At 71.5% G+C, this 21,829-nt stretch carries 20 protein-coding genes; 9 read left to right on the forward strand and 11 right to left on the reverse strand.

Features of this window, described 5'->3' with window-relative positions; genetic code table 11:
• Positions 1 to 9: 9 nt before the first annotated feature.
• Positions 10 to 963, reverse strand: coding sequence for a pirin family protein (locus ACIGXW_RS23010; RefSeq protein ID WP_399574823.1), 954 nt, complete (start codon positions 961 to 963; stop codon positions 10 to 12).
• A 118-nt stretch (positions 964 to 1,081) separates the two neighbouring features.
• On the opposite strand from ACIGXW_RS23010, the gene ACIGXW_RS23015 reads away from it, so the two are divergent.
• On the forward strand, positions 1,082 to 1,984 hold the full coding sequence (locus tag ACIGXW_RS23015; protein WP_399574825.1) for a trypsin-like serine peptidase: 903 nt from the start codon (positions 1,082 to 1,084) through the stop codon (positions 1,982 to 1,984).
• Between the two features lie 44 nt (positions 1,985 to 2,028).
• Here ACIGXW_RS23015 and ACIGXW_RS23020 read toward each other — a convergent pair whose 3' ends face one another.
• Positions 2,029 to 2,481 carry an SseB family protein gene (locus ACIGXW_RS23020; RefSeq protein ID WP_071963721.1) on the reverse strand — a complete coding sequence of 151 codons (453 nt, stop codon included), beginning with the start codon at positions 2,479 to 2,481 and terminating at the stop codon, positions 2,029 to 2,031.
• Positions 2,482 to 2,611: 130 nt separating this feature from the next.
• Here ACIGXW_RS23020 and ACIGXW_RS23025 point away from each other — a divergent pair, with 130 nt between their 5' ends.
• The 4 genes from ACIGXW_RS23025 (at position 2,612) to ACIGXW_RS23040 (ending at position 6,842) form a co-directional block, all read left to right on the forward strand.
• Positions 2,612 to 4,438: an acyl-CoA dehydrogenase gene (locus ACIGXW_RS23025; protein WP_071963720.1), complete on the forward strand. Its 1,827-nt coding sequence runs from the start codon at positions 2,612 to 2,614 to the stop codon at positions 4,436 to 4,438.
• A gap of 88 nt (positions 4,439 to 4,526) precedes the next feature.
• On the forward strand, positions 4,527 to 5,822 hold the full coding sequence (locus ACIGXW_RS23030) for a M18 family aminopeptidase (protein ID WP_399574826.1): 1,296 nt from the start codon (positions 4,527 to 4,529) through the stop codon (positions 5,820 to 5,822).
• A gap of 53 nt (positions 5,823 to 5,875) precedes the next feature.
• The gene (locus tag ACIGXW_RS23035; protein ID WP_399574827.1) at positions 5,876 to 6,523 is read left to right on the forward strand and encodes a DUF4232 domain-containing protein; all 648 of its coding nucleotides are present in this window, start codon (positions 5,876 to 5,878) and stop codon (positions 6,521 to 6,523) included.
• 94 nt (positions 6,524 to 6,617) lie between these two features.
• Positions 6,618 to 6,842, forward strand: coding sequence for a DUF6458 family protein (locus ACIGXW_RS23040; protein ID WP_071963718.1), 225 nt, complete (start codon positions 6,618 to 6,620; stop codon positions 6,840 to 6,842).
• 40 nt (positions 6,843 to 6,882) lie between these two features.
• On the opposite strand, the gene ACIGXW_RS23045 is transcribed toward ACIGXW_RS23040, so the two are convergent.
• Complete coding sequence (locus ACIGXW_RS23045) at positions 6,883 to 8,688, reverse strand: thioredoxin-like domain-containing protein (protein ID WP_399574828.1); 1,806 nt, start codon at positions 8,686 to 8,688, stop codon at positions 6,883 to 6,885.
• Positions 8,689 to 8,750: 62 nt separating this feature from the next.
• Positions 8,751 to 9,530, reverse strand: coding sequence for a carbon-nitrogen family hydrolase (locus ACIGXW_RS23050; RefSeq protein WP_071963716.1), 780 nt, complete (start codon positions 9,528 to 9,530; stop codon positions 8,751 to 8,753).
• 149 nt (positions 9,531 to 9,679) lie between these two features.
• On the opposite strand from ACIGXW_RS23050, the gene ACIGXW_RS23055 reads away from it, so the two are divergent.
• Positions 9,680 to 10,510: a maleylpyruvate isomerase family mycothiol-dependent enzyme gene (locus ACIGXW_RS23055; RefSeq protein WP_071963715.1), complete on the forward strand. Its 831-nt coding sequence runs from the start codon at positions 9,680 to 9,682 to the stop codon at positions 10,508 to 10,510.
• Here the strand turns inward: ACIGXW_RS23055 and ACIGXW_RS23060 are convergent.
• The 6 genes from ACIGXW_RS23060 to pdhA form a co-directional block, all read right to left on the reverse strand.
• Complete coding sequence (locus ACIGXW_RS23060; RefSeq protein WP_399574830.1) at positions 10,500 to 11,828, reverse strand: nitrate/nitrite transporter; 1,329 nt, start codon at positions 11,826 to 11,828, stop codon at positions 10,500 to 10,502. The genes ACIGXW_RS23055 and ACIGXW_RS23060 overlap by 11 nt on opposite strands.
• A complete protein-coding gene (locus ACIGXW_RS23065) occupies positions 11,825 to 12,496 on the reverse strand; it encodes a GntR family transcriptional regulator (RefSeq protein ID WP_071963730.1) in 672 nt (223 codons plus the stop codon). The genes ACIGXW_RS23060 and ACIGXW_RS23065 overlap by 4 nt, the downstream gene beginning before the upstream one ends.
• A gap of 84 nt (positions 12,497 to 12,580) precedes the next feature.
• A complete protein-coding gene (locus tag ACIGXW_RS23070) occupies positions 12,581 to 13,390 on the reverse strand; it encodes a helix-turn-helix domain-containing protein (protein ID WP_177337998.1) in 810 nt (269 codons plus the stop codon).
• Positions 13,391 to 13,623: 233 nt separating this feature from the next.
• Positions 13,624 to 15,135 carry a dihydrolipoamide acetyltransferase family protein gene (locus ACIGXW_RS23075; RefSeq protein WP_399574831.1) on the reverse strand — a complete coding sequence of 504 codons (1,512 nt, stop codon included), beginning with the start codon at positions 15,133 to 15,135 and terminating at the stop codon, positions 13,624 to 13,626.
• A gap of 21 nt (positions 15,136 to 15,156) precedes the next feature.
• Complete coding sequence (locus ACIGXW_RS23080; RefSeq protein ID WP_071963712.1) at positions 15,157 to 16,137, reverse strand: alpha-ketoacid dehydrogenase subunit beta; 981 nt, start codon at positions 16,135 to 16,137, stop codon at positions 15,157 to 15,159.
• 2 nt (positions 16,138 to 16,139) lie between these two features.
• Positions 16,140 to 17,282 (reverse strand): pyruvate dehydrogenase (acetyl-transferring) E1 component subunit alpha, encoded by a 1,143-nt coding sequence (gene pdhA, locus ACIGXW_RS23085; protein WP_360910970.1) that lies wholly within the window; start codon positions 17,280 to 17,282, stop codon positions 16,140 to 16,142.
• Between the two features lie 361 nt (positions 17,283 to 17,643).
• On the opposite strand from pdhA, the gene ACIGXW_RS23090 reads away from it, so the two are divergent.
• The 3 genes from ACIGXW_RS23090 to ACIGXW_RS23100 all read left to right on the forward strand — a co-directional run bounded on the left by ACIGXW_RS23090 (position 17,644) and on the right by ACIGXW_RS23100 (position 19,938).
• The gene (locus tag ACIGXW_RS23090) at positions 17,644 to 18,303 is read left to right on the forward strand and encodes a response regulator (protein WP_399574832.1); all 660 of its coding nucleotides are present in this window, start codon (positions 17,644 to 17,646) and stop codon (positions 18,301 to 18,303) included.
• Positions 18,304 to 18,396: 93 nt separating this feature from the next.
• Positions 18,397 to 18,849 carry a pyridoxamine 5'-phosphate oxidase family protein gene (locus ACIGXW_RS23095; RefSeq protein WP_071963709.1) on the forward strand — a complete coding sequence of 151 codons (453 nt, stop codon included), beginning with the start codon at positions 18,397 to 18,399 and terminating at the stop codon, positions 18,847 to 18,849.
• Positions 18,850 to 18,864: 15 nt separating this feature from the next.
• A complete protein-coding gene (locus ACIGXW_RS23100; protein ID WP_399574833.1) occupies positions 18,865 to 19,938 on the forward strand; it encodes a phosphotransferase in 1,074 nt (357 codons plus the stop codon).
• Positions 19,939 to 20,003: 65 nt separating this feature from the next.
• On the opposite strand, the gene ACIGXW_RS23105 is transcribed toward ACIGXW_RS23100, so the two are convergent.
• Positions 20,004 to 21,605 (reverse strand): protein kinase, encoded by a 1,602-nt coding sequence (locus tag ACIGXW_RS23105; protein ID WP_399574835.1) that lies wholly within the window; start codon positions 21,603 to 21,605, stop codon positions 20,004 to 20,006.
• Positions 21,606 to 21,829 lie beyond the last annotated feature (224 nt).

A 21,829-nucleotide genomic window follows, 5' to 3' on the forward strand; every position in this document is an offset into this window, starting at 1 on the left:
CCGCCCGGCTCAGGCTGGGTCGGCCGGAATCCTGCCCAGCCGGCCCGCCTGGAAGTCCTCGAAGGCCTGCGCCAGCTCGGCGTGGGTGTTCATCACGAACGGCCCGTAGTGCCGCATCGGCTCCCGGATCGGCTGCCCGCCCAGCAGCACGACCTCGAAGTTCGGGCTCCGGGACTCCTGCGTCGCGTCCGCCTTGAGCGTGAGCGAGTCGCCGGCGCCGAAGACCACGGTCTGCCCGGTGCGGAAGGGCCGCTGCTCGGAGCCGGCCGTGCCGCGCCCGGCGAGCCCGTAGGCCAGGGCGTTGAAGTCCGGGCGCCAGGGGAGGGTGAGCTCGGCGCCGGGGTTGAGGGACACGTGCATCATCGTGATGGGCGTGTGGGTGATGCCCGGCCCCTGGTGGCCATCGATCTCCCCGGCGATCAGCCGCAGCAGCGCCCCGCCGTCGGACGAGGTGAGCAGCGTGACCTTGCCGCCCCCGATGTCCTGGTAGCGCGGCGGCATCATCTTGTCCTTCTTCGGCAGGTTGACCCACAGCTGGAGGCCGTGGAAGAGCCCGCCGCTGACGACGAGCGACTCCGGTGGGGCCTCGATGTGCAGGAGGCCGGCGCCCGCCGTCATCCACTGGGTGTCGCCGTCGGTTATCGTGCCGCCGCCCCCGTGGGAGTCGCGGTGGACGAAGGTTCCGTCGATCAGATAGGTGACGGTCTCGAAGCCGCGGTGGGGGTGCCAGGGGGTGCCCTTGGGCTCGCCCGGCGCGTACTCCACCTCGCCCATCTGGTCCATCATGATGAACGGGTCGAGGTGGGAGTAGGCGATCCCCGCGAAGGCCCGGCGCACCGGGAATCCCTCGCCCTCGAAGCCGCCCGGAGCGGTGCCGACGTGCAGCACGGGTCGCTGCTCACCACCGGCGGGCGCGGCCACGCGCGGCAGGGTCAGCGGGTTGTCGACGGTCACTGCGGGCATGTCAGCCTCCTCGTTCTGTCCACGGGCAATTTAGTTGAAGAGTGAACAACCCACAAGGCCGGATCCATTCCCCGGACTCGGAACGCAGCATTCCGATCGCAGGGTGGACACTTGATCAATGCGCCTGAAATACGCCGCCCTCCTCGCCTCCGTGCTCGCCCTGGCCGTCGCCGGGCTGCTCGTGGCCAACCGGGGCCTGGCCACGGACGCCCCGCTGGCGGAAGGCGACGCGACCGGGCACTACAAGGAGCCGCAGAAGCTGGGCGACGCGGCGGCCCGGGCACTGGAGGGGGTCGTGAAGCGGGTGCCCGCCCCCGCACGCCCCGCGGCCGGCGCCGGCCGCCCCGAGGCGCTGAGCGCGTCGCAGCCGCCCGCCGCGGCGGAGGCGGCCCCCTCGGCGGCCGTGGGGCCGCTGTTCTACACCGCCCAGGGCGAGCCGGCCCACGGCTGCACCGCGAGCGTGGTGCACAGCCCCGGGCAGGACCTGGTCGTCACCGCGGCGCACTGCGTCTACATGGACGGCTTCCGCACGGACCTGGCGTTCGTGCCGGGCTACCAGGACGGCGGGGCACCGTACGGGGTGTGGGTGCCGACCTCGATCGACATCGACCCGGAGTGGGCCGAGGACCGGGACCCGGACCACGACGTGGCGTTCCTGCGGGTGCGGCCGACGACCGGGAACGCCCCGCTCGAGAAGGTCACCGGCGCGCAGCGCATCCGCTTCGGCGCACCGGCCGGAGCGCCGGCGCGGGTGCTGGGCTACCCGAACACCGACGAACGGCCCGTGGCCTGCCAGAACGCCACGGAGGCCGAGAGCCGCACCCAGCTGCGCTTCGCCTGCCAGGGCCTGCCGAACGGCACCAGCGGCAGCCCGTTCCTGACGGACGTGGACCCGGCCACCGGCCTGGGCACGCTCGTGGGGGTCTTGGGCGGCAAGGACGAGGGCGGCGACGAGGAGACCTCGTACAGCCCGTACCTCGGGGACGCGATCGAGCGGCTCTACCGGCGGGCGACCCGCTGAGGCGGACGGGAGAGCGGCCTCAGCCGTCTGCGGGGCAATGGCGTCTAGCCATACATCCGCCGCATGGCGAAGTCGACCATCTGCTCCACCGACTTCGCGTCGAAGACGATGCGGTGGTCGCCCTCCATGTCCAGGACGAAGCCGTAGCCCGTCGGCAGGAGGTCTATGACCTCGGCGCCCGTGATCACGAAGTACTTGGACTCCTTGCCCGCGTACCGGCGCAGCTCCTTCAGCGACGTGAACATCGGGATCACCGGCTGCTGGGTGTTGTGCAGGGCCAGGAAGCCGGGATTGTCGCCGCGGGGGCAGTAGACCTTGGAGTTGGAGAAGATCGTCTGGAAGTCCTCGGCGGACATCTGACCGGTGGTGAACGCCCGGACCGCGTCGGCGAGGTTCGGGGGCGACGGCTCGGGGTAGAGCGGCTGTTCGCCGTAGCCGCCCTGCTGCTGCGGGGGGACGTAGCCCTGCTGTGCCGCGTTCTGGTCGTAGCCGTACATGCCCTGAAGAGTAACGAGTCACAGTTGGTCGATCAGGTCTTGCGTCTTATTACCGGCCGGTAGCATCATGGAGCTTACTGACCGGTACGCACAGAGGATCGCCCTCCCGTCACCTACGGAGCCGTCTGTCATGGGCCACTACAAGTCGAATCTCCGCGATATCGAGTTCAACCTCTTCGAGGTTCTCGGCCGCGACAAGCTGTACGGCTCCGGTCCGTTCGCGGAGATGGACGTCGAGACCGCCAAGGACATCCTGTCGGAGATCACGCGCCTCTCGGAGAACGAGCTGGCCGACTCCTACGCCGACGCAGACCGCAACCCCCCGGTCTTCGACCCCGAGACCAACACCGCGCCGGTCCCGGACACCTTCAAGAAGAGCTACCAGGCGTACATGGACGCCGAGTGGTGGCGCCTGGGCATCCCGGAGGAGATCGGCGGCACCACCGCCCCGCGCTCGCTGATCTGGGCCTACGCCGAGTCCATCCTGGGTTCCAACCCGGCCATCTGGATGTACTCCTCGGGCCCGGCCTTCGCCGGCATCCTCTTCGAGGAGGGCACCGAGCAGCAGAAGCACATCGCGAAGATCGCGGTGGAGAAGCAGTGGGGCTCCACCATGGTCCTGACCGAGCCGGACGCCGGCTCGGACGTGGGCGCCGGCCGCACCAAGGCCGTGCAGCAGGAGGACGGCTCCTGGCACATCGAGGGCGTGAAGCGCTTCATCACCTCGGGTGAGCACGACATGGCGGAGAACATCCTCCACTACGTCCTCGCCCGCCCCGAGGGCGCCGGCCCGGGCACCAAGGGCCTGTCCCTCTTCCTCGTGCCGAAGTACGAGTTCGACTTCGAGACCGGTGAGCTGGGCGAGCGCAACGGCGTCTACGCCACCAACGTCGAGCACAAGATGGGCCTGAAGGCCTCCAACACGTGCGAGATGACCTTCGGCGACAAGCACCCCGCCAAGGGCTGGCTCATCGGCGAGAAGCACGACGGCATCCGCCAGATGTTCATGATCATCGAGTTCGCCCGCATGATGGTCGGCACGAAGGCGATCGCCACCCTCTCCACCGGCTACCTCAACGCGCTGGAGTACGCCAAGGAGCGCGTGCAGGGCCCGGACCTGGCCAACTTCATGGACAAGACCGCGCCCAAGGTCACCATCACCCACCACCCCGACGTGCGCCGCTCGCTGATGACGCAGAAGGCGTACGCGGAGGGCATGCGCGCCCTGGTGCTCTACACCGCCTCCGTCCAGGACGAGATCGTGGTCAAGGAGGCCGCGGGCGAGGACGCCAAGGCGCTGCACGGCCTCAACGACCTGCTCCTGCCGATCGTCAAGGGCTACGGCTCCGAGAAGTCCTACGAGCAGCTCGCCCAGTCGCTGCAGACCTTCGGCGGCTCCGGGTACCTGCAGGAGTACCCGATCGAGCAGTACATCCGCGACGCGAAGATCGACACCCTCTACGAGGGCACCACGGCGATCCAGGGCCAGGACTTCTTCTTCCGGAAGATCGTCCGTGACCAGGGCCAGGCCCTGAACACCCTCTCCGAGGAGATCAAGAAGTTCCTGGCCTCCGAGGCCGGCGGCGAGGACCTGGCCGGCGCCCGCGGTGCGCTCGCCAAGGCCGCGGTGGACCTCGAGGCGATCGTCGGCCAGATGATCACCGACCTCACCGCCACCGGCGAGGACGTCAAGAACATCTACAAGGTCGGCCTGAACACCACCCGCCTGCTGCTGGCCTCCGGTGACGTCGTCGTCGCCTACCTGCTGCTCAAGGGCGCGGCCGTGGCCGCCGACAAGCTCGCAGACGCCTCCGCCAAGGACAAGGCGTTCTACACCGGCAAGATCGCGGCGGCGAAGTTCTTCGCGACCGACATCCTGCCGCGCGTCTCCGTCGAGCGCTCGCTCGCCGAGGCCGTCGACAACTCCCTGATGGAGCTGGACGAGGCCGCGTTCTAAGCGGACCCCGATCGAACGGTTGAACAAGGGCAGGAGCCGGGCGCCGAAAGGCCCGCCCGGCTCTTGCCCTGATCCTTATCCTGAGGCCATGAGCTCTGCGCACCGCTTCGACCGCGGCCACACCGACGACCTGATGACCTTCCTCGCGGCCAGCCCGTCGCCGTACCACGCGGTGGCGAACTCCGCCGAGCGGCTGGAGAAGGCCGGTTTCCGCCAGGTCTCGGAGACCGACGCCTGGGACGGGCAGGCCGGCGGCAAGTACGTGCTGCGCGGCGGCGCCATCATCGCCTGGTACGTGCCCGAAGGGGCCGACGCCGCCATGCCGTTCCGCATCATCGGGGCGCACACCGACTCGCCGAACCTGCGCGTCAAGCCGCTGCCGGACACCGGGGCGCACGGCTGGCGGCAGGTGGCCGTGGAGCTCTACGGCGGCACGCTGCTCAACACCTGGCTCGACCGGGACCTGGGCCTGTCCGGGCGGGTCACCCTGCGGGACGGCAGCCACCACCTCGTCAACGTCGACCGGCCCCTGCTGCGCGTGCCGCAGCTGGCCATCCACCTCGACCGCGGCGTCAACCAGGACGGCCTCAAGCTCGACAAGCAGCGGCACATGACGCCCATTTGGGGCCTGGGCGACGTGGCCGAGGGCGACCTGATCCGCTTCGTCGCCGAGGAGGCGGGGCTGGACGCCGAGGAGATCGGCGGCTGGGACCTGATGGTCCACAGCGTCGAGGCGCCCGCCTACCTCGGGCGGGACCGCGAGCTGCTGGCCGGGCCGCGCATGGACAACCTGCTGTCCGTGCACGCCGGTCTCGCCGCCCTCGCCGCCGCGGCCGCCTCCCCCGCCGCTCTCACGTCCATCCCGGTGCTGGCCGCCTTCGACCACGAGGAGAACGGCAGCCAGTCCGACACCGGCGCCGAGGGCCCCCTGCTCGGCAACGTCCTGGAGCGGTCCGTCTTCGCGCGCGGCGGTACGTACGAGGACCGGGCCCGCGCCTTCGCCGCCACGGTCTGCCTGTCCTCCGACACCGGCCACGCCGTGCACCCCAACTACTCCGAGCGGCACGAGCCGGGCCACCACCCCATGCCCAACGGCGGCCCGCTGCTGAAGGTCAACGTCAACCAGCGCTACGCCACCGACGGCGGCGGCCGGGCCGTGTTCGCCGCCGCGTGCGAGCGGGCCGGCGTGCCCATGCAGCACTTCGTGTCCAACAACGCGGTGGCCTGCGGCACCACCATCGGCCCGATCACCGCCGCCCGGCACGGCATCACCACGGTCGACATCGGCGTCGCGATCCTGTCGATGCACTCCGCGCGCGAGATGTGCGGCGCGCAGGACCCGTACCTGCTGGCCTCGGCCCTGACCGCCTTCCTGGAAGGCTGATATACAGCCCCCCGAGACGCATCACCATCGAACGTCCCATCGGGGGAACCAGCATGACCAGCCGTAACCTGCGGATCGCCGCCGCGCTCGCCGCCGTGGCCGCCCTGACCCTCACCGCCTGCGACAGCGGCGGTGAGGGCGGCACCAAGGACAAGGGCCAGAAGGCCGACAAGGCCCCGCCCGCCTCCGGCGCACCGGCGTCCGCGTCCCCGGAGGCCGCCGTCCCCTCGCCCGAGAACCCCTGTGACGGCGCCCTCAAGGTCGAGGTCAAGGCGGCCGAGTCGCCCGCCGGGCACGCGCTGCTGGTGGCGACCAACACCTCCGACAAGCTCTGTCTCGTCGACGGCTTCCCGTACCTGCGCTTCGACCAGGACCAGGCCACGGTCCTCCCCGTCCAGGAGAGCGCGACGCAGGACAGGATCGGGCTGCGCCCCGGCAAGTCCGCCTACGCCGCGGTCCTGACGTCCGCCGGCGACGGCTCGGGCGGCAAGGGCCGCGACGTCTCCCGGCTCTCGGTCACCTTCCAGAAGCCCGACCGCCTCACGATGGAGCCCCTCCCGGGCGCCCCGGCCCGGCCGGCCCTGCCGGGCGGGAAGCTGCACGTCGACGACAAGGTCCGCACGACGTACTGGATGTACGACGAGGCCGGCGCCCAGGAGTGGGTGGTCCCCGGCGGGGGCGCCGCGAAGCCCGCCATGTGATTCGCCGGCCCCGCCCGGGGTACCCGCTTCCATGCCCGGCCGACGGGCCCTCCGGCCCGCCGGCACGGCCGATCACCTCGGGAGGCGTTTCCCCATGGGCATGGGATGGTGCATCGCTCTGATCGCGGCGGGGGGCATCCTCACGTTCGCGGTCGACTGGCACATGCAGGGGATGAACCTCACCCTCGTGGGCCTCATTCTGATGGCGGCCGGAATCCTCGGCCTGTGCGCGTACGTGAGCATCTTCAAGCGGCGCAGGGTCCAGGCCCCGCCACCGGCGGCCCCCGTCGTCGAGGAGGACCACCGGTACGTCCGCTGAGCCACCGGCTGAGCGGCCACCGGCCTTGCCGGCCGGCCGCTCAGCCGTCGAAGCCCGCCAGCACCAGCGGCAGCCGGTCCGCGCCACCGGCCACCACCCGCACCGGAACACCCCAGTCCTGCTGGTGCATGTGGCAGGCCGGGTACTCGTTGGCCGGGTCGTCGTCGCAGGAGGCGGCCATCGCGGAGACGTGCAGCACGCCCTCGCTCTCCCCGTCCGCCAGCACCAGCTCCCGGTGCAGATCCGTCCCCTGGCCCGCGCCCTCCGCGAGCAGGCCGGGCGGCGTGGAGCTGACGATCAGCCGCGTGGAGGGACCGTAGCGGTTGTCCAGCTTCTGCCCGGCCGGGGCCTGGAAGACCACGTCCAGCAGCAGCGTCCCGGGGGCGACGTCCGTCGCCTCGCGCCGCGTGCGGTGCGCCACGGCCTCCACCCGTACCGCCTCCTCCGGCAGGAGCAGCCGCGTCAGCCGGTGCCGGGCGGACTCGACCACGACGATGTCGTCGTCGACGAGGACGGCGTCCGAGGGTTCGCGCAGGTCGGTCGCGAGCGTGGTCACCTCGCCCGTGGCCGGGTCGTAGCGGCGCAGCGCGTGGTTGTAGGTGTCGCAGACGGCCACCGAGCCGTCGGGCAGGACGGTGACGCCGAGCGGGTGCTGCAGCAGCGCCTGGCCGGCGTCGCCGTCGCGGTGCCCGAAGTCGAAGAGGCCGGTGCCCACGGCCGTGCGGACGGCGAAGCCGTCGCCGTCGCGCTCGACCCAGCGCAGCGCGGAGGTCTCGGCGTCGGCCAGCCACAGCCGCTCGTCGGTGGCGGCGAGGCCGGACGGCTGGGCGAACCAGGCCTCGGCGGCGGGGCCGTCCACCAGGCCCTCGTTGGTGGTGCCGGCCGTGGCCTCGACGCTTCCGGTCGCGGGGTCGTACGTCCACAGCTGGTGGACGCCGGCCATGGCGATCCACACCCGGTCCGCGAACCAGGCCACGTCCCAGGGCGAGGAGAGCGCGACGTCGCGGGCGGGGCCGGAGGTGGGCGAGCCCTGCATCCACTGCCGTCCGGTGCCCGCGACGGTCGAGACGGCGCCTGTGGCCGGGTCGTACGTGCGCAAGGCGTGGTTGACGGTGTCGGCGACGACGACCGTGCCGTCGGGCAGCAGGGCGACGCCCTGCGGCTCGCTGAAGCTCGCGGGGCTGTCGGTGAAGCCGCGCTCGCCGGTGCCGATGCGGCGCACGACGCTCTCGCCGTCCGCTTCGAGCTCGACCAGCTGGTGGCGGGTGGTGTCGGAGACGAGGAGGTTGCCGGAGGGCAGCCGCAGCGCCTTGCCGGGGAAGCGCAGGTCGGTGGCGACCGGCTCGGGGGCGACGTAGGGGCCGTCGCCGCGCCGCAGGGTGCCCTTGGCCTCGTGCTCGGCCTCGAGCTCGCCGACGAGGGTCGCCAGGGCGTGGGCGTGGCCCTCGCCGGCGTGCTGGGCGACGACGTAGCCCTCGGGGTCGATGACGACGAGCGTGGGCCAGGCGCGGACGGCGTACTGCTTCCAGGTCGCGAGGTCGGGGTCGTCGAGGACGGGGTGGTGCACGCCGTAGCGCTCGACGGCGTCGACGACGGCCTGGTGGTCGGCCTCGTGGACGAACTTCGGCGAGTGCACACCGATGATCACCAGGGTGTCGCGGTGCTTCTCCTCGAGCTCGCGCAGCTCGTCGAGGACGTGCAGGCAGTTCACACAGCAGAACGTCCAGAAGTCCAGGATGACGATGCGTCCTCGCAGGTCAGCGAGGGTGAGGTCGGTATCGCCGGTGTTCAGCCAGCCGCCCTTGCCGATGAGTTCGGGGGCGCGGACGCGTGCGTGTGGGGCCATGCCCCCATCAAACAACACCCGCGCCCGCGCGCATTCCCGCGCCCGGGGAACGACATACGGCGTTAACGTCCCAGGACCCTGTCCTTGAGCGCCGGGAAGTCCTCGCGGGTCTTGGCCACCCGGGCGAGGTCCAGGTCCACGGTCAGCACCTGCTCGTCCGGGCCCGCCTCGGCGAGGACCTCGCCCCAGGGGTCGACGACGATGCTGTGGCCGGCCTGTTCCACTCCGGCGTGGGTGCCGGCGGTGCCGCAGGCCAGGACGTACGCCTGGTTCTCCACCGCCCGCGCGCGGGCCAGCAGCGTCCAGTGCTCGCGGCGCCGGGCCGGCCAGCCGGCGGGGACGACGAAGAGCTGGGCGCCGGCGTCGACGAGGGCGCGGAACAGTTCGGGGAAGCGCAGGTCGTAGCAGGTCGCCAGGCCCAGGGTGGTGTCCGGCAGGCGCACGGTGACGGGCTCGGTGCCGGCGCCCATCAGGACGGCCTCGCCCTCGTCGAACCCGAAGCGGTGGATCTTGCGGTAGGTGTGGGCGAGGTCGCCGGAGGGCGAGAAGACGAGCGAGGTGTTGTAGATCGGGCCGCTCGGGTCCCGTTCCACGATGGAGCCGGCGTGCAGCCAGACGCCCGCGTCGCGGGCGGCAGCCGCCATGGCGTCGGCGGTCGGGCCGTCCAGGGGCTCGGCCTCGGCGGCGAAGGACCCGTAGGCGAAGGCGCCGACCGGCCAGAGCTCCGGGAGGACCACGAGGTCGCTGCCCCGCTGCTCGCGCACGAGCCGTGCGGCGCGGGCGCGGCGCGCGTCGACCGGCTCCTCCGGGTCCACGCCGAACTGGATCAACGAGGCGCGCACAGTACCACCACTCTCCGCATCCCTCCCACGAAACCTCCTCCGAGGCGACCGTCCGCAGCGTAACTTAACGGCATAGGCCCCAGACAGCACTTGCCTCGCTCTCACGTACGCATCCGCCCTGCCGCCAGCAACGCCCGAGGGATCAGCCCGTGACAGTCCACCCCAGCCTTCAGCCGGCGATCGACGCCTGGACCCACTCCATCGAATCCGTCAACGAGTTGGTGAGACTGCTCGCCGAGAGCGACTGGAACCGCGCCACCGAGTGCCCGGGCTGGTCGGTGCGCGACGTGGTCTCGCACATCATCGGGGTCGAGTGCGAAATGCTGGGCGAGCCACGGCCGATCCACACGCTGCCGCGCGATCTGCGGCACGTCACCGACGAGTTCTCGCGCTACATCGAGGTGCAGGTCGACGTGCGGCGCTGTCACACCGCGCTGGAGATGAGCTCGGAGCTCGACTACACGATCATCCGGCGCTCGCGGCAGCTGCGTAACGAGCACCGGTCCCCCCAGACCCCGGTGCGCTGGCCGCTGGGCACCACCGCGGAGCGCACCCTCGAACGGATGCTGACGCTCAGGGCCTTCGACGTGTGGACGCACGAGCAGGACCTGCGCCGGGCGCTGGGGATGCCGGGCAACCTGGACTCGCCGGCCGCGGCCCTGAGCCGGGACTTCCTGCTGTCGGCGCTGCCCAAGGTCGTGGCCAAGGACGCGGCGGCGCGGCCGGGTTCGACGGTGGTCTTCGACGTGCACGGTCCGCTGGAGTTCCTGCGGACCGTGCGGGTGGGGCCTCAGGGCAAGGGGACGCTGGACAGCAGCGTCTCGCTGGGGCCGACGGTGACGTTCGCGCTGGACTGGGAGACGTACGCCCGGCTGGCGTGCGGGCGGGTGCGGCCGGCGGCGGTCGCGGACCGCATCAAGGTCGAGGGCGATCACGGGCTGGCGGACGCGGTCCTGCGGGAGTTCGCGGTCACGCCCTGAGGCCGCCGCCGCCCGGGCGCACGGGTACGTGCACGGTCGCCACGCGGGAGGCGACGATCCGTTCCCGCTCGCGCCGCTCGGTGCGGCCCCGCAGCCGCAGGATCTGCGACAGTCCGAGCGCCTGCAGCACGAAGACGGAGGCGAAGGCGACCGTGTAGTCGTCGTGCGTCGCGTCCAGCAGGAGGCCGACGGCCAGCAGCGTGGTCATGGAGGCGATGAAGCCGCCCATGTTGACGATGCCGGAGGCGGTGCCCTGCCGCTCGGGCGGGTTGGCGGGGCGGGCGAAGTCGAAGCCGATCATCGAGGCGGGGCCGCAGGCGCCCAGGACCGCGCAGAGCGTGATGAGCAGCCACAGGGGTGCGTGCGCCCCGGGCCAGCCGATGGCCAGGGCCCACAGCAGGGCAGTGGCGCCGAGCGTGCCGAGGACCAGCGGCAGCCGGGCCGCGTGGTGGCGGCCGATGATCTGCCCGTAGACGAGCCCGACGGCCATGTTCACCAGGACGACGAGCGTCAGCAGGGAGCCGGCCGTGCCGCGGGTGAGCCCCTGCGCCTCGACCAGGAACGGCATGCCCCACAGCAGGAGGAAGACCATCGCGGGGAACTGGGTGGTGAAGTGCACCCACATGCCGAGCCGGGTGCCGGGTTCGTGCCAGGCCGAGGCGATCTGCTGCCGCACGAAGCCCTTGCCGGGGCGGGGGCCGGCGGCGGGTCCGCAGCCTTCGGGGTGGTCCTTGAGGAAGGCCAGCATCAGCACGAGGACGATCAGGCCGGCGGCGGCGCTGCCCGCGAACGTCCGCGTCCAGCCGGCGTCGTGCAGCAGCCGGGCCAGCACGATGGTCGAGACGAGGTTGCCCGCCATCCCGAACAGGGCCGCGACCTGCGCGATCATCGGGCCGTTGCGGGCGGGGAACCAGCGGGCGCCCAGGCGCAGCACGCTGATGAACGTCATCGCGTCACCGCAGCCCAGCAGGGCGCGGCAGGCCAGGGCCGTGCCGTAGGAGTGGGCGAGGGCGAAGCCGAGCTGGCCGGTGGTGAACAGGACGGTGCCCAGGGCGAGCACCTTCTTGGTGCCGAGCCGGTCGACCAGCAGGCCGACGGGTATCTGCATGCCCGCGTAGACGAGCAGCTGGAGTATGGAGAAGGTCGACAGGGCCGAGGCGCCGATGTGGAAGCGCTCGGTGGCGTCGATGCCGGCGACGCCGAGGCTGGTGCGGAAGATGATGGCGACGAAGTACACGGCGACGCCGGTCCCCCAGACGCCGATCGCCCGGCGTCCGCCGGGTGGGTCGCCGGGCAGTGCCGTGGAGCGTTGGCTCATCGAGTGTCCCCCCGGGCCAGGTTGCGTACCCAACTGACGTGCCGGTCGACGACCTCGGTCGCCGCCGCGGCGTCCCCGGAGCGCAGGGCCTCCAGGATCTCGGTGTGTTCGGCGATGTTCTTGGCGATGCGGTCGGGGTGGGCGTGCATCACGGCCACGCCCATGCGCAGCTGACGGTCGCGCAGCTGTTCGTAGAGGCCGGAGAGGATCTGGTTGCCGGCGCTGCGCACGATCTCGGCGTGGAAGGCGCGGTCGCTGAGGGAGACCGCGGCGAGGTCGCCGGCGGCGGCCTGGCGCCGCATGTCGTCGACGAGTTCCGCGAGCCGGGCCAGGAGGGCCGGTGCGGCGGGTACGGCCTTGCCGGCCGCGTACTTCTCCACCAGCAGCCGGGTCTCCACGACGTCCGCGATCTCCTGTGCGGAGACGGCGAGGACGAGTGCGCCCTTCTTGGGGTAGAGCTTGAGCAGCCCTTCCGCCTCCAGGCGCAGCAGCGCCTCGCGGACGGGGGTGCGGGAGACCCCGACGGCCTCGGCGAGGTCGCCTTCGGTGAGGAGGGTGCCGCCCTCGTAACGCCGGTGCAGTACAGCGTCCTTGACGTGTGCGTAGACACGTTCGGCGGCGGCGGGCTGTCTGCCCTGGAGGGAGGGGGCGGCGGGCGCGGATGGCATGCGCACAGCATAGATACAAGACAGATGCCTGATGAGCCCTCGTCCGCGATCCGGACGATCGCCCGTGTGCCGCCGCGGGCGGGTCTACACGCCCGCCCAGCCGTCCACCGGGGTGATGAAGACGAACCGCAGGTCCGGGCGCTGTATGGGCAGCAGGACATGGCTCGTCACCCGTATCTCGGCCATGCCGTGGTACGGCAGGCGCAGTCGGAAGACATGGCCGTCGCGGTGCTCGACCACGTCGAACTCCTCGGCCCATATGCGCCGGCAGTCGGCGTCGCTGTCGAGGATCTCCTCGACGAGGGCGCGCAGTTCCTCGTTGCCGGGGTTGGAGTTGGCGGCGACGCGGAGCATGGCGAGGTAGATGCGGGCGCAGCTGTCCTCCCAGTCGAGCATCTGCTCGCGGGCCTCGGGGTGCAGCAGCGTCCAGCGCATGAGGTTGGGCCGGGGGCGGCGCACCCAGGGGAACCACTCGCCCATGAGGGAGTTGGCCGCGACCACGTTCCAGGCGACGTCGGAGAGGTAGGCGGGGTAGGAGACCTGCTGTTCCAGCAGGGCCTTGACGCCGCGCGGCAGGTCGCGGTGGTCCCGGCCCGCCTCGGGGGGCCTGCGACCGCAGACGGCGAGGAAGAGCGTGAGCGTCTCGGCCTCGCTCAGCCGCAGCGCGCACGCGACCCTCAGCAGAAAGCTTTCGGAGAAGTCCTGGCGCCGGCCGGCCTCCAGCGCGCGGTACCAGCCCTCGCTGACGCCCGTCATCCGGGCGACATGCGCCTGGGAGAGCCGCCGTCCGGGGCGTGGGAAGACCCCCCGCAGCTCGGGCACGGTTCTGGCATCGATCCGGCCGCGCCAGGCACGGAGCAGGCGGCTGATGGATTCGCCATCCACGCGGTCCACCGGGGCCTCCAATTCCGACACTGCAAGTGTCGGTCAATGTTAAGTAAATTGCCCAGCACGGGCCATTCCACCTCCTGACCAGGGGTGGGGTGTATCCGTAGGCCGCTCCGTACAACGGACAGAGGGCCCGGACAACCGCTCTCTCCTCACTGGAGGGGGGTGAGGAGAGACGTCCGGGCCCTCTGTCCTACGCGGCCCGTCACGGGGGTGCGGGCCGCGTAGCGGAGCTCTCTCTACGCCCAGGTGATCAGGCGCTTGGGGTTCTCCAGGACCGCCGCGATGTCGGCGAGGACCTTGGAGCCCAGCTCCCCGTCGACGAGGCGGTGGTCGAAGGAGAGCGCCAGCGTGGTGACGTGGCGGGGCTTGACCTTGCCCTTGTGCACCCAGGGCTGGAGCTTGATCGCGCCGAAGGCCAGGATCGCGGACTCGCCCGGGTTGAGGATGGGCGTGCCGGTGTCGATGCCGAAGACCCCGACGTTGGTGATCGTGACCGTGCCGCCCGACATGTCGGCGGGCGAGGTCCGGCCCTCACGGGCGGTGGCCACCAGGTCGGCCAGGGCCTGCGACAGCTCGGGAAGCGTCTTGGCCTGGGCCTCCTTGATGTTCGGCACGATCAGACCGCGCGGGGTGGCGGCGGCGATGCCCAGGTTCACGTAGTCCTTGCGGACGATCTCCTGGTTCTCCTCGTCCCAGGCGGCGTTGACGTCCGGGTTGCGCCTGATCGCCACGAGCAGGGCCTTGGCGACGATCAGCAGCGGGTTGACGCGCAGCCCGGCCATGTCCGGGTCGTCCTTGAGCTTCTGGACGAGCTTCATCGTGCGCGTGACGTCGACGGTGACGAACTCCGTGACGTGCGGCGCGGTGAAGGCGCTGGCCACCATGGCCTGGGCGGTGGCCTTGCGGACGCCCTTGACGGGGATGCGGGTCTCGCGCGCGGCGAGGGCGGGCGCGGCGGCCGGGGCCGGCTGCTGCTCGGGCGCCGCCGACGGCTCGGGCGCGGCCGCGGCGCTCGCCGCCGCGTACACGTCCTCACGGGTGATGACGCCGTCCGCACCCGTGGCGGCGATGGCCACGAGGTCGACCCCGAGGTCCTTGGCGAGCTTGCGCACGGGCGGCTTGGCCAGCGGCCGGGCTCCGGTGGCCGGCGCGCCGGGGCCGACGGCCGGCGCGGGGGCCGCGGCCGGGGCCTGGGCGGGGGCGGCGTGCCCGTTGAGCTCGCCCTGGAGGGCGGCGGTGAAGGACGCCTGGGGGGCCGCGGCGCAGGCGCCGGCCTGCGACGGCACGCCCCGGCCCGCAGCGGCGGTGGCGCCCGCCTTGCGGGGGCGGCGCTTGGTCGAGGACGGGGCGGCGCCGTAGCCGACGAGCACGGCCTGGCGGCCCTGCTGCTCCGGCTCGGCCTCCTCGGCGAGCGCCGAGGCCGCGCTCTTCTCCGCGTGGGCGGCGGTCGAGGCCGGGGCCTCCTCCGCGGGCCCCGCGCCCGGCTGGGTGTCCACGGAGATGATCACCTGGCCGACGTCGACCGTCGTGCCCTCGCCGAAGCGCAGCTCGTGCACCACGCCGTCGAAGGGGATCGGCAGCTCGACGGCCGCCTTGGCGGTCTCGACCTCGCAGACCACCTGTCCGTCGGAGACGGTGTCGCCGACGTTCACGTACCACTTGAGGATCTCGGCCTCGGTCAGTCCCTCGCCCACGTCGGGCATCTTGAACTCACGGAACCGCTGGCCGGTGTTGGCGGTGCTTGTCATCGTCACGACTCTCCCTGGTCCCTAGTACGCCAGCGCGCGGTCGACGGAGTCGAGCACCCGGTCCAGACCGGGCAGGTACTCGTCCTCCAGCCGGGACGGCGGGTAGGGGGCGTGGTAGCCGCCGACCCGCAGGACCGGAGCCTCCAGGTGGTAGAAGCAGCGCTCGGTGATCCGGGCGGCGATCTCGGCGCCCGAGCCGAAGAAGACGGGCGCCTCGTGGACGACGACCAGGCGGCGGGTCTTCTCCACCGACCGCTGGATCGCGTCGAAGTCGATGGGCGAGACCGAGCGGAGGTCCAGGACCTCCAGCGACTTGCCCTCCTCCGCGGCCGCGGCCGCGGCCTCCAGACAGGTCTTGACCATCGGGCCGTACGCGGCCAGCGTCAGGTCGGTGCCCTCGCGGACCGTGCGGGCGGCGTGCAGCGGGCCCGGGATCGCGGTCGTGTCGACCTCGCCGCGGTCGTGGTAGCGGCGCTTGGGCTCGAAGTAGATGACCGGGTCGTCGCTCTGGATGGCCTGCTGCATCATCCAGTAGGCGTCGGCGGCGTTCGACGGCGAGATCACCTTCAGGCCCGCGACGTGCGCGAACAGCGCCTCCGGGGACTCGCTGTGGTGCTCGACCGCGCCGATGGCGCCGCCGTAGGGGATGCGGATGACGACGGGCAGCTTGATCTTGCCGAGCGCGCGGGCGTGCATCTTGGCCAGCTGCGTGACGATCTGGTCGTAGGCCGGGAAGACGAACCCGTCGAACTGGATCTCCACCACCGGGCGGTAGCCGCGCAGCGCCAGGCCGATGGCGGTGCCGACGATGCCGGACTCCGCGAGCGGGGTGTCGATGACCCGCTCCTCGCCGAAGTCCTTCTGCAGGCCGTCGGTGACGCGGAAGACGCCGCCGAGCTTGCCGACGTCCTCACCCATGATGAGGACCTTGGGGTCGGTCTCCAGGGCGGTGCGCAGGGAGGCGTTGATCGCCTTGGCGATCGTGAGCTTCTCGGTGCTCATGGTCAGTTGGTCTCCTCTGCGAACGAAGCCTGGTACGCCACGAACTGCGCGCGCTCCTCGTCGACGAGCGCGTGCCCGTCGGCGTAGGTGTGCTCGAACATCGCCATGTCGTCGGGGTCGGGCATGGTGCGCACGGTGTCCCGTACCCGCTTGGCGAGCGCGTCGCTCTCCTTCTCCAGGGCGGCGAAGAACTCCTCGTCCGCCAGGCCCTGCTTCTCCAGGTAGGCGCGCAGGCGCAGGATCGGGTCCTTGGCCTCCCACAGCTCCCGCTCCTCGTCCAGGCGGTAGCGCGTGGGGTCGTCGGAGGTGGTGTGGGCGCCCATGCGGTAGGTGAACGCCTCGACCAGCATCGGGCCCTCGCCGGTGCGGGCGCGCTCCAGCGCGGCCCTCGTCACGGCCAGCACGGCCAGCACGTCGTTGCCGTCGACCCGCACGCCGGGGAAGCCGTAGCCCTGGGCGCGCTGGTAGAGCGGGACGCGGGTCTGGCGCTCGGTGGGCTCGGAGATCGCCCACTGGTTGTTCTGGCAGAAGAAGACGACCGGCGCGTTGTAGACGGCCGCGAAGGTGAACGCCTCGGCCACGTCGCCCTGGCTGGAGGCGCCGTCGCCGAAGTAGGCGATGACGGCGGAGTCGGCGCCGTCCTTGGCGATGCCCATGGCGTAGCCGGTCGCGTGCAGCGCCTGCGAGCCGATGACGATCGTGTAGAGGTGGAAGTTGTTCTCGTTGGGATCCCAGCCGCCGTGGTTGACGCCGCGGAACATGCCCAGCAGGTTCGTCGGGTCGACCCCGCGGCACCAGGCCACGCCGTGCTCGCGGTAGGTCGGGAAGACGTAGTCGTCGTCGCGCGTCGCCCGGCCGGAGCCGATCTGCGCGGCCTCCTGGCCCAGCAGGGAGGCCCACAGGCCCAGTTCTCCCTGGCGCTGCAGCGTCGTCGCCTCGCCGTCGAAGCGGCGGGTCAGGACCATGTCCCGGTACAGCCCCCGCAGTTCCTCGGGCGACAGGTCGATGGAGTAGTCGGGGTGCTCGACCCGCTCGCCTTCCGGCGTCAGCAGCTGTACGAGTTCGGGCTCACCGGCTGCCTTCTTGGCGCCGGCCCGCTTGCTGCTGCGCCGCGGCTTGCGCGCGGCAGTGCTGTCCACGGTCACGTGTGCTCCTCCGTCTGTCCGGCCCCCGGGGTCGCCGGCGGCCAGAGGGGTTCCCTCCGCCGTGAGGCGCAGAGAGGCTCGCTCGATCCCCGACGGCACACGGGGTGGGTGTGCCGAGGCCGGAACCGGGCGTGACAGGTGCCCCGGCGAATGGCCTGCAATATGCACGTTACCCAGTGGGCGGCATTCCTGCGAAACCCCGCCTGACCTGCGATTTTGCTTGGATTTCCAAGTAAATCTGGAAAGCTCGGCCAATGCGGGGTGCCAATCCACTGGTCAGCGCCTTGCGGGCCGCCGGAACGGGGGCACGTTATCCCGGAGGACAAGAGCAGGGGAAGACTTGATGTGTGAAACTGGCACCGTGCCCGAGCAACGAAAAATCACGGTATTTCTGCTTGACGACCATGAAGTCGTACGGCGCGGCGTCCACGAGATGCTCTCGGTCGAGGAGGACATCGAGGTGGTCGGCGAGGCCGGTACCGCCGCTGACGCACTCGTGCGCATTCTTGCCACACGTCCGGACGTGGCCGTACTGGACGTCCGGCTTCCGGATGGCAGCGGAGTCGAAGTATGCCGTGAGATCCGTTCGCAGGACGAAAACATCAAATGCCTGATGCTCACCTCCTACGCCGACGACGAAGCACTGTTCGACGCCATCATGGCGGGTGCGGCCGGGTATGTCCTCAAGGCCATTCGCGGCAATGAGCTGCTCTCGGCCGTACGGGACGTGGCGGCCGGCAAATCGCTGCTGGATCCCGTGGCGACCGCCCGGGTGCTGGAACGGCTGCGCGACGGCAAGGACTCCAAGGGCGACGGCAGACTCGCCTCCCTCACCGACCAGGAGCGCCGCATTCTCGACCTGATCGGCGAGGGGCTGACCAACCGCGCCATCGGCGAGCGGCTGCACCTCGCCGAGAAGACCATCAAGAACTACGTCTCCAGCCTGCTCTCCAAGCTGGGCATGGAGCGCCGCTCCCAGGCCGCCGCCTACGTCGCCCGCATGCAGGCCGAGAGGGGCTGAAGGGCTGAAGGGCCTGCTGAAGGGACTTACGTCCCGCCCATCAGGGGCGGGTGCCCCTACGGCGGCGCACGGCCGCAGGGCAAAGTGGTGCCCATGCCAACTGCGCAGCACGACGAATTCCGGGCACTGGAACTGCTCGCCGGTACGCCCTACGGAAGGGTGTCCGTCAGCATGCGCGCCCTCCCCTTCGTCACCGTGGCCCGGCACATCGTCGTCGACGGCCCCGCGGGCTCCCCCGCGCGCGTCCTGCTCCGGCTGCACGGCGGCTTCGGCTACGCCCAGGCCTGCGACGGCAGCGTGGTGGCCTACGGCGCCGACAACCTCGCCGACCGGCGCGAGGGCGAGGAGTCGGTGTGGACCGTGCAATTCGTCGGCACGGCCCGTATCTTCCGTCCGGGCCCCGAGGAACTCGAGCTCTTCGGCCGCCCCCCGCACTCCGCGGACGACGCGCCCTTCATCCCCGAATACCTGTGCATAGAACCTCAGTTCATCACCTTGCACCACCTCGAAGGCGTACCCGCGCGACGAGCCGCGCACTCTGCGTGAATTAACATTTGGGACGTGCCGCGCTCACTTGTCACCGATGCCCCACCCGACACCGGACCTGACATCGGCACCCTGCGCACACTGTTGAGCCGCTACGACCGCGCCGGCGAACCCGTCTCCTGCGAAACGCTGACCGAGGGGCTCCTCAACCGCGGCTACCGCCTCTCCACCACCCGCGGCCGCTTCTTCCTCAAGCACCACCTCGACGGCGACCACGACGCCATCGCGCGCCAGCACGACGTCACCCGCCGCCTGGGCGCCCTGGGCCTGCCGGTGGCCCCGCCCGTGCCCACCTCCGAAGGCGGCACCGTCACCGTCCTGGGCGGCCGCTGCTACGCCCTCCACCCCTGGATCGAGGGCCGCCACCGCGACGGCGGCGAGCTCACCGTGGCCCAGTCCCGCTGCCTGGGCAGGCTGCTGGGCCATGTGCACACCTGCCTGCAGGAGGTCATGGAGGGCCCCGAGGGGCCCGCTGAGGGCCCCGGAGCGCCCTCGGACACCGCGGCCCGCCCCGAGGACACCTTCGCCCTCATCGAGGAGCTCCTGGAGCTGGTCCGCGGTGGCGCCGGGAGCGAGGGGAACCGCCCCCGCGACTCCTTCGACGAGCTGGCCGAACACCGCCTCGTCGAGCGCCGGGCCCTGCTGGAGCGCCACGCCCACCGCCGCCCGCCCGCGGCCGCCACCCCCGCCCGGGGCTGGGTGCACGGCGACTTCCACCCGCTCAACCTGCTCTACCGGGGCGGCGAGCCGGCGGCGATCGTCGACTGGGACCGCCTGGGCGTCCAGCCCCGCGCCGAGGAGGCCGTACGGGCCGCCGTGATCTTCTTCCTGCGGCCCGACGGCACGCTGGACCTGGCGAAGATACGGCCGTACGCCCGCGCCTACCGCGGTGCGGCGGGGGCGGACGACGCGGAGCTGGCGGCCGCCGTGCACCGGGTGTGGTGGGAGCGGCTCAACGACTTCTGGATGCTGCGCTGGCGCTACCAGCTGGGCGACCACCGCGCCGACCCCGGCTTCCCGGCGTCGGCCGCGCTGGCGGTGTGGTGGACGGGCGCGTACGAGTCCGTGCGTGACGCGTTCACCGACTGAGACAGGGCGGGTCACCAACTGAAACCGGGCCGGGCGGGAGTGGTCCCGCCCGGCCCGGTGCCGGTTCAGCCTGTGGTGCCCTGCACGGTGGTGCCGCCGGGGCCCGTGCCGGGGGTCGGCGGGTTCTGGGTCGGGGGCTTCGCGTCGTCCGTCGCGCCCTGGGTCGGCGGCTGGTTCGTCGGCGGCTGCGGCGTCGGCTGACCCGTGCCGCCCTGGCTCGGCTGGTGGGACGGGCGCTTGGTGTAGTCGTCGGACGGCTCGCGCGGCCGCTCGGGCGCGGTGTAGTCGTCGTCGTCGCTGTCCGAGGTGGGGTTCTGCCCCGTCACGGGACCCGTGTGCTTGGACGGGCTCTTGCTGGTGCTGGGGCTGGGGGTCTTGGGACCGGTGGACTGCTTGTCCGTGGTCTTGTTGTGCTGAGTGCCGCTGCTGGTGTTGCCCAGCTTGAGCGCGACCACGACGCCCACCGTCGCGACGATCACCGCCAGCACGGCGAACAACGCCATCCGGCCCTTGCCGCCGCCCGCGCCACGGCCGCCACGGCCGCCGTTGTAGCCGTCGAAGCCGCCGTCGTCCCCGCCGCCTCGGCGGGGCATGATCGGCTGCTGCGAGGTGTCGCCGTGCTGCGGGTGCGGCATGGCCGTGGTGGCGCCCAGGCCCGGGCCCATGCCGCCGAGCACCTGCGTGGAGGCGTTGGCGTGGTCGATCGGGCCGGTGTTCCACACGCCCGTGTGGCTGCCGGCGTCGTGCAGCATCTGCAGCGCGTACTGGACCAGCCCGCGCATCTCCTCCGCGCTCTGGAACCGGTCGTCCGGGTCCTTGGCGAGGGAGCGCATGACGAGCCCGTCCAGCTCCGGCGGCACCGTCTCCAGCACCTGGGACGGCGCCACGGGCGTGTCCTGGACGTGCTGGTAGACCACCGACAGCGGGGTCTCACCGGTGAACGGGGGACGCAGCGCCAGCAGTTCGTACAGCAGGCAGCCGGTCGCGTAGAGGTCCGAGCGGGCGTCGACGGTCTTGCCGAGGGCCTGCTCGGGGGAGAGGTACTGCGGGGTGCCCATGACCATGCCGGTCTGGGTCATCGTGGACGCCGCGCCGTGCAGGGCACGGGCGATGCCGAAGTCCATGACCTTGACCGCGCCGGTGTTCGTGATGATCACGTTGGCGGGCTTGATGTCACGGTGCACGATGCCGTGCTGGTGGCTGTAGGCCAGCGCCTCCAGCACGCCCGAGACGATGATCAGCGCCTGCTCCGGCGGCGGGGCCTCGGCGTTGAGCAGCAGGTCGCGAATGGTGCGGCCTTCGACCAGCTCCATGACGATGTACGGCACGACGTTGCGGCCGACGACGTCCTCGCCCGAGTCGTAGACGGCGACCACGGCGTGGTGGTTCAGGCCGGCGACCGACTGTGCCTCGCGGGTGAAGCGGGCCTTGGAGACCGGGTCCTCGGCGAGGTCGGCGCGCAGCAGCTTGACCGCGACCGTACGGCCGAGGCGCACGTCCTCCGCCGCGAAGACCTCGGCCATGCCGCCCCGGCCCAGTCGGTGGGTCAGGCGGTAGCGGCCGTCCCCGACCAGCCCGCGGTTACCCCACATTTCAGGCACATCGGGCATTCCGCCCCCGTTGGCGTCAGGGTCGGATGGACCCTGGGCGCTCGCAGTCTGTGCCATCAGTCCTCGCCGTCGTATCTGGTCCGCTTCGCGTGAGAGGCGAATCGCGCGGGAAACCCGCCGAAACAGCCTTCCGCTAGGGCACGCTACAGGCTTTGCACCGTGCGCCGGTCCGGGATGGACCGGCTATCAAACCCGTACCGGTACGAGCAAGGCAAATCCCGTGACGGCTTGTCGCGCATCCGGTCACGGAACGGGCACGCGGCTTGACGTGCCCGTTGCCT

The organism is Streptomyces sp. NPDC053079, from assembly GCF_044546695.1.
GTDB lineage: Bacteria > Actinomycetota > Actinomycetes > Streptomycetales > Streptomycetaceae > Streptomyces.

Bases quoted from the DNA above. Each gene is read 5' to 3' on its own strand.
- ACIGXW_RS23010 (WP_399574823.1), bottom strand. From the start codon at position 963: ATGCCCGCAGTGACCGTCGACAACCCGCTGACCCTGCCGCGCGTGGCC.
- ACIGXW_RS23015 (WP_399574825.1), top strand. From the start codon at position 1,082: ATGCGCCTGAAATACGCCGCCCTCCTCGCCTCCGTGCTCGCCCTGGCC.
- ACIGXW_RS23020 (WP_071963721.1), bottom strand. From the start codon at position 2,481: ATGTACGGCTACGACCAGAACGCGGCACAGCAGGGCTACGTCCCCCCG.
- ACIGXW_RS23025 (WP_071963720.1), top strand. From the start codon at position 2,612: ATGGGCCACTACAAGTCGAATCTCCGCGATATCGAGTTCAACCTCTTC.
- ACIGXW_RS23030 (WP_399574826.1), top strand. From the start codon at position 4,527: ATGAGCTCTGCGCACCGCTTCGACCGCGGCCACACCGACGACCTGATG.
- ACIGXW_RS23035 (WP_399574827.1), top strand. From the start codon at position 5,876: ATGACCAGCCGTAACCTGCGGATCGCCGCCGCGCTCGCCGCCGTGGCC.
- ACIGXW_RS23040 (WP_071963718.1), top strand. From the start codon at position 6,618: ATGGGCATGGGATGGTGCATCGCTCTGATCGCGGCGGGGGGCATCCTC.
- ACIGXW_RS23045 (WP_399574828.1), bottom strand. From the start codon at position 8,688: ATGGCCCCACACGCACGCGTCCGCGCCCCCGAACTCATCGGCAAGGGC.
- ACIGXW_RS23060 (WP_399574830.1), bottom strand. From the start codon at position 11,828: ATGAGCCAACGCTCCACGGCACTGCCCGGCGACCCACCCGGCGGACGC.
- ACIGXW_RS23065 (WP_071963730.1), bottom strand. From the start codon at position 12,496: ATGCCATCCGCGCCCGCCGCCCCCTCCCTCCAGGGCAGACAGCCCGCC.
- ACIGXW_RS23075 (WP_399574831.1), bottom strand. From the start codon at position 15,135: ATGACAAGCACCGCCAACACCGGCCAGCGGTTCCGTGAGTTCAAGATG.
- ACIGXW_RS23080 (WP_071963712.1), bottom strand. From the start codon at position 16,137: ATGAGCACCGAGAAGCTCACGATCGCCAAGGCGATCAACGCCTCCCTG.
- ACIGXW_RS23095 (WP_071963709.1), top strand. From the start codon at position 18,397: ATGCCAACTGCGCAGCACGACGAATTCCGGGCACTGGAACTGCTCGCC.
- ACIGXW_RS23105 (WP_399574835.1), bottom strand. From the start codon at position 21,605: ATGGCACAGACTGCGAGCGCCCAGGGTCCATCCGACCCTGACGCCAAC.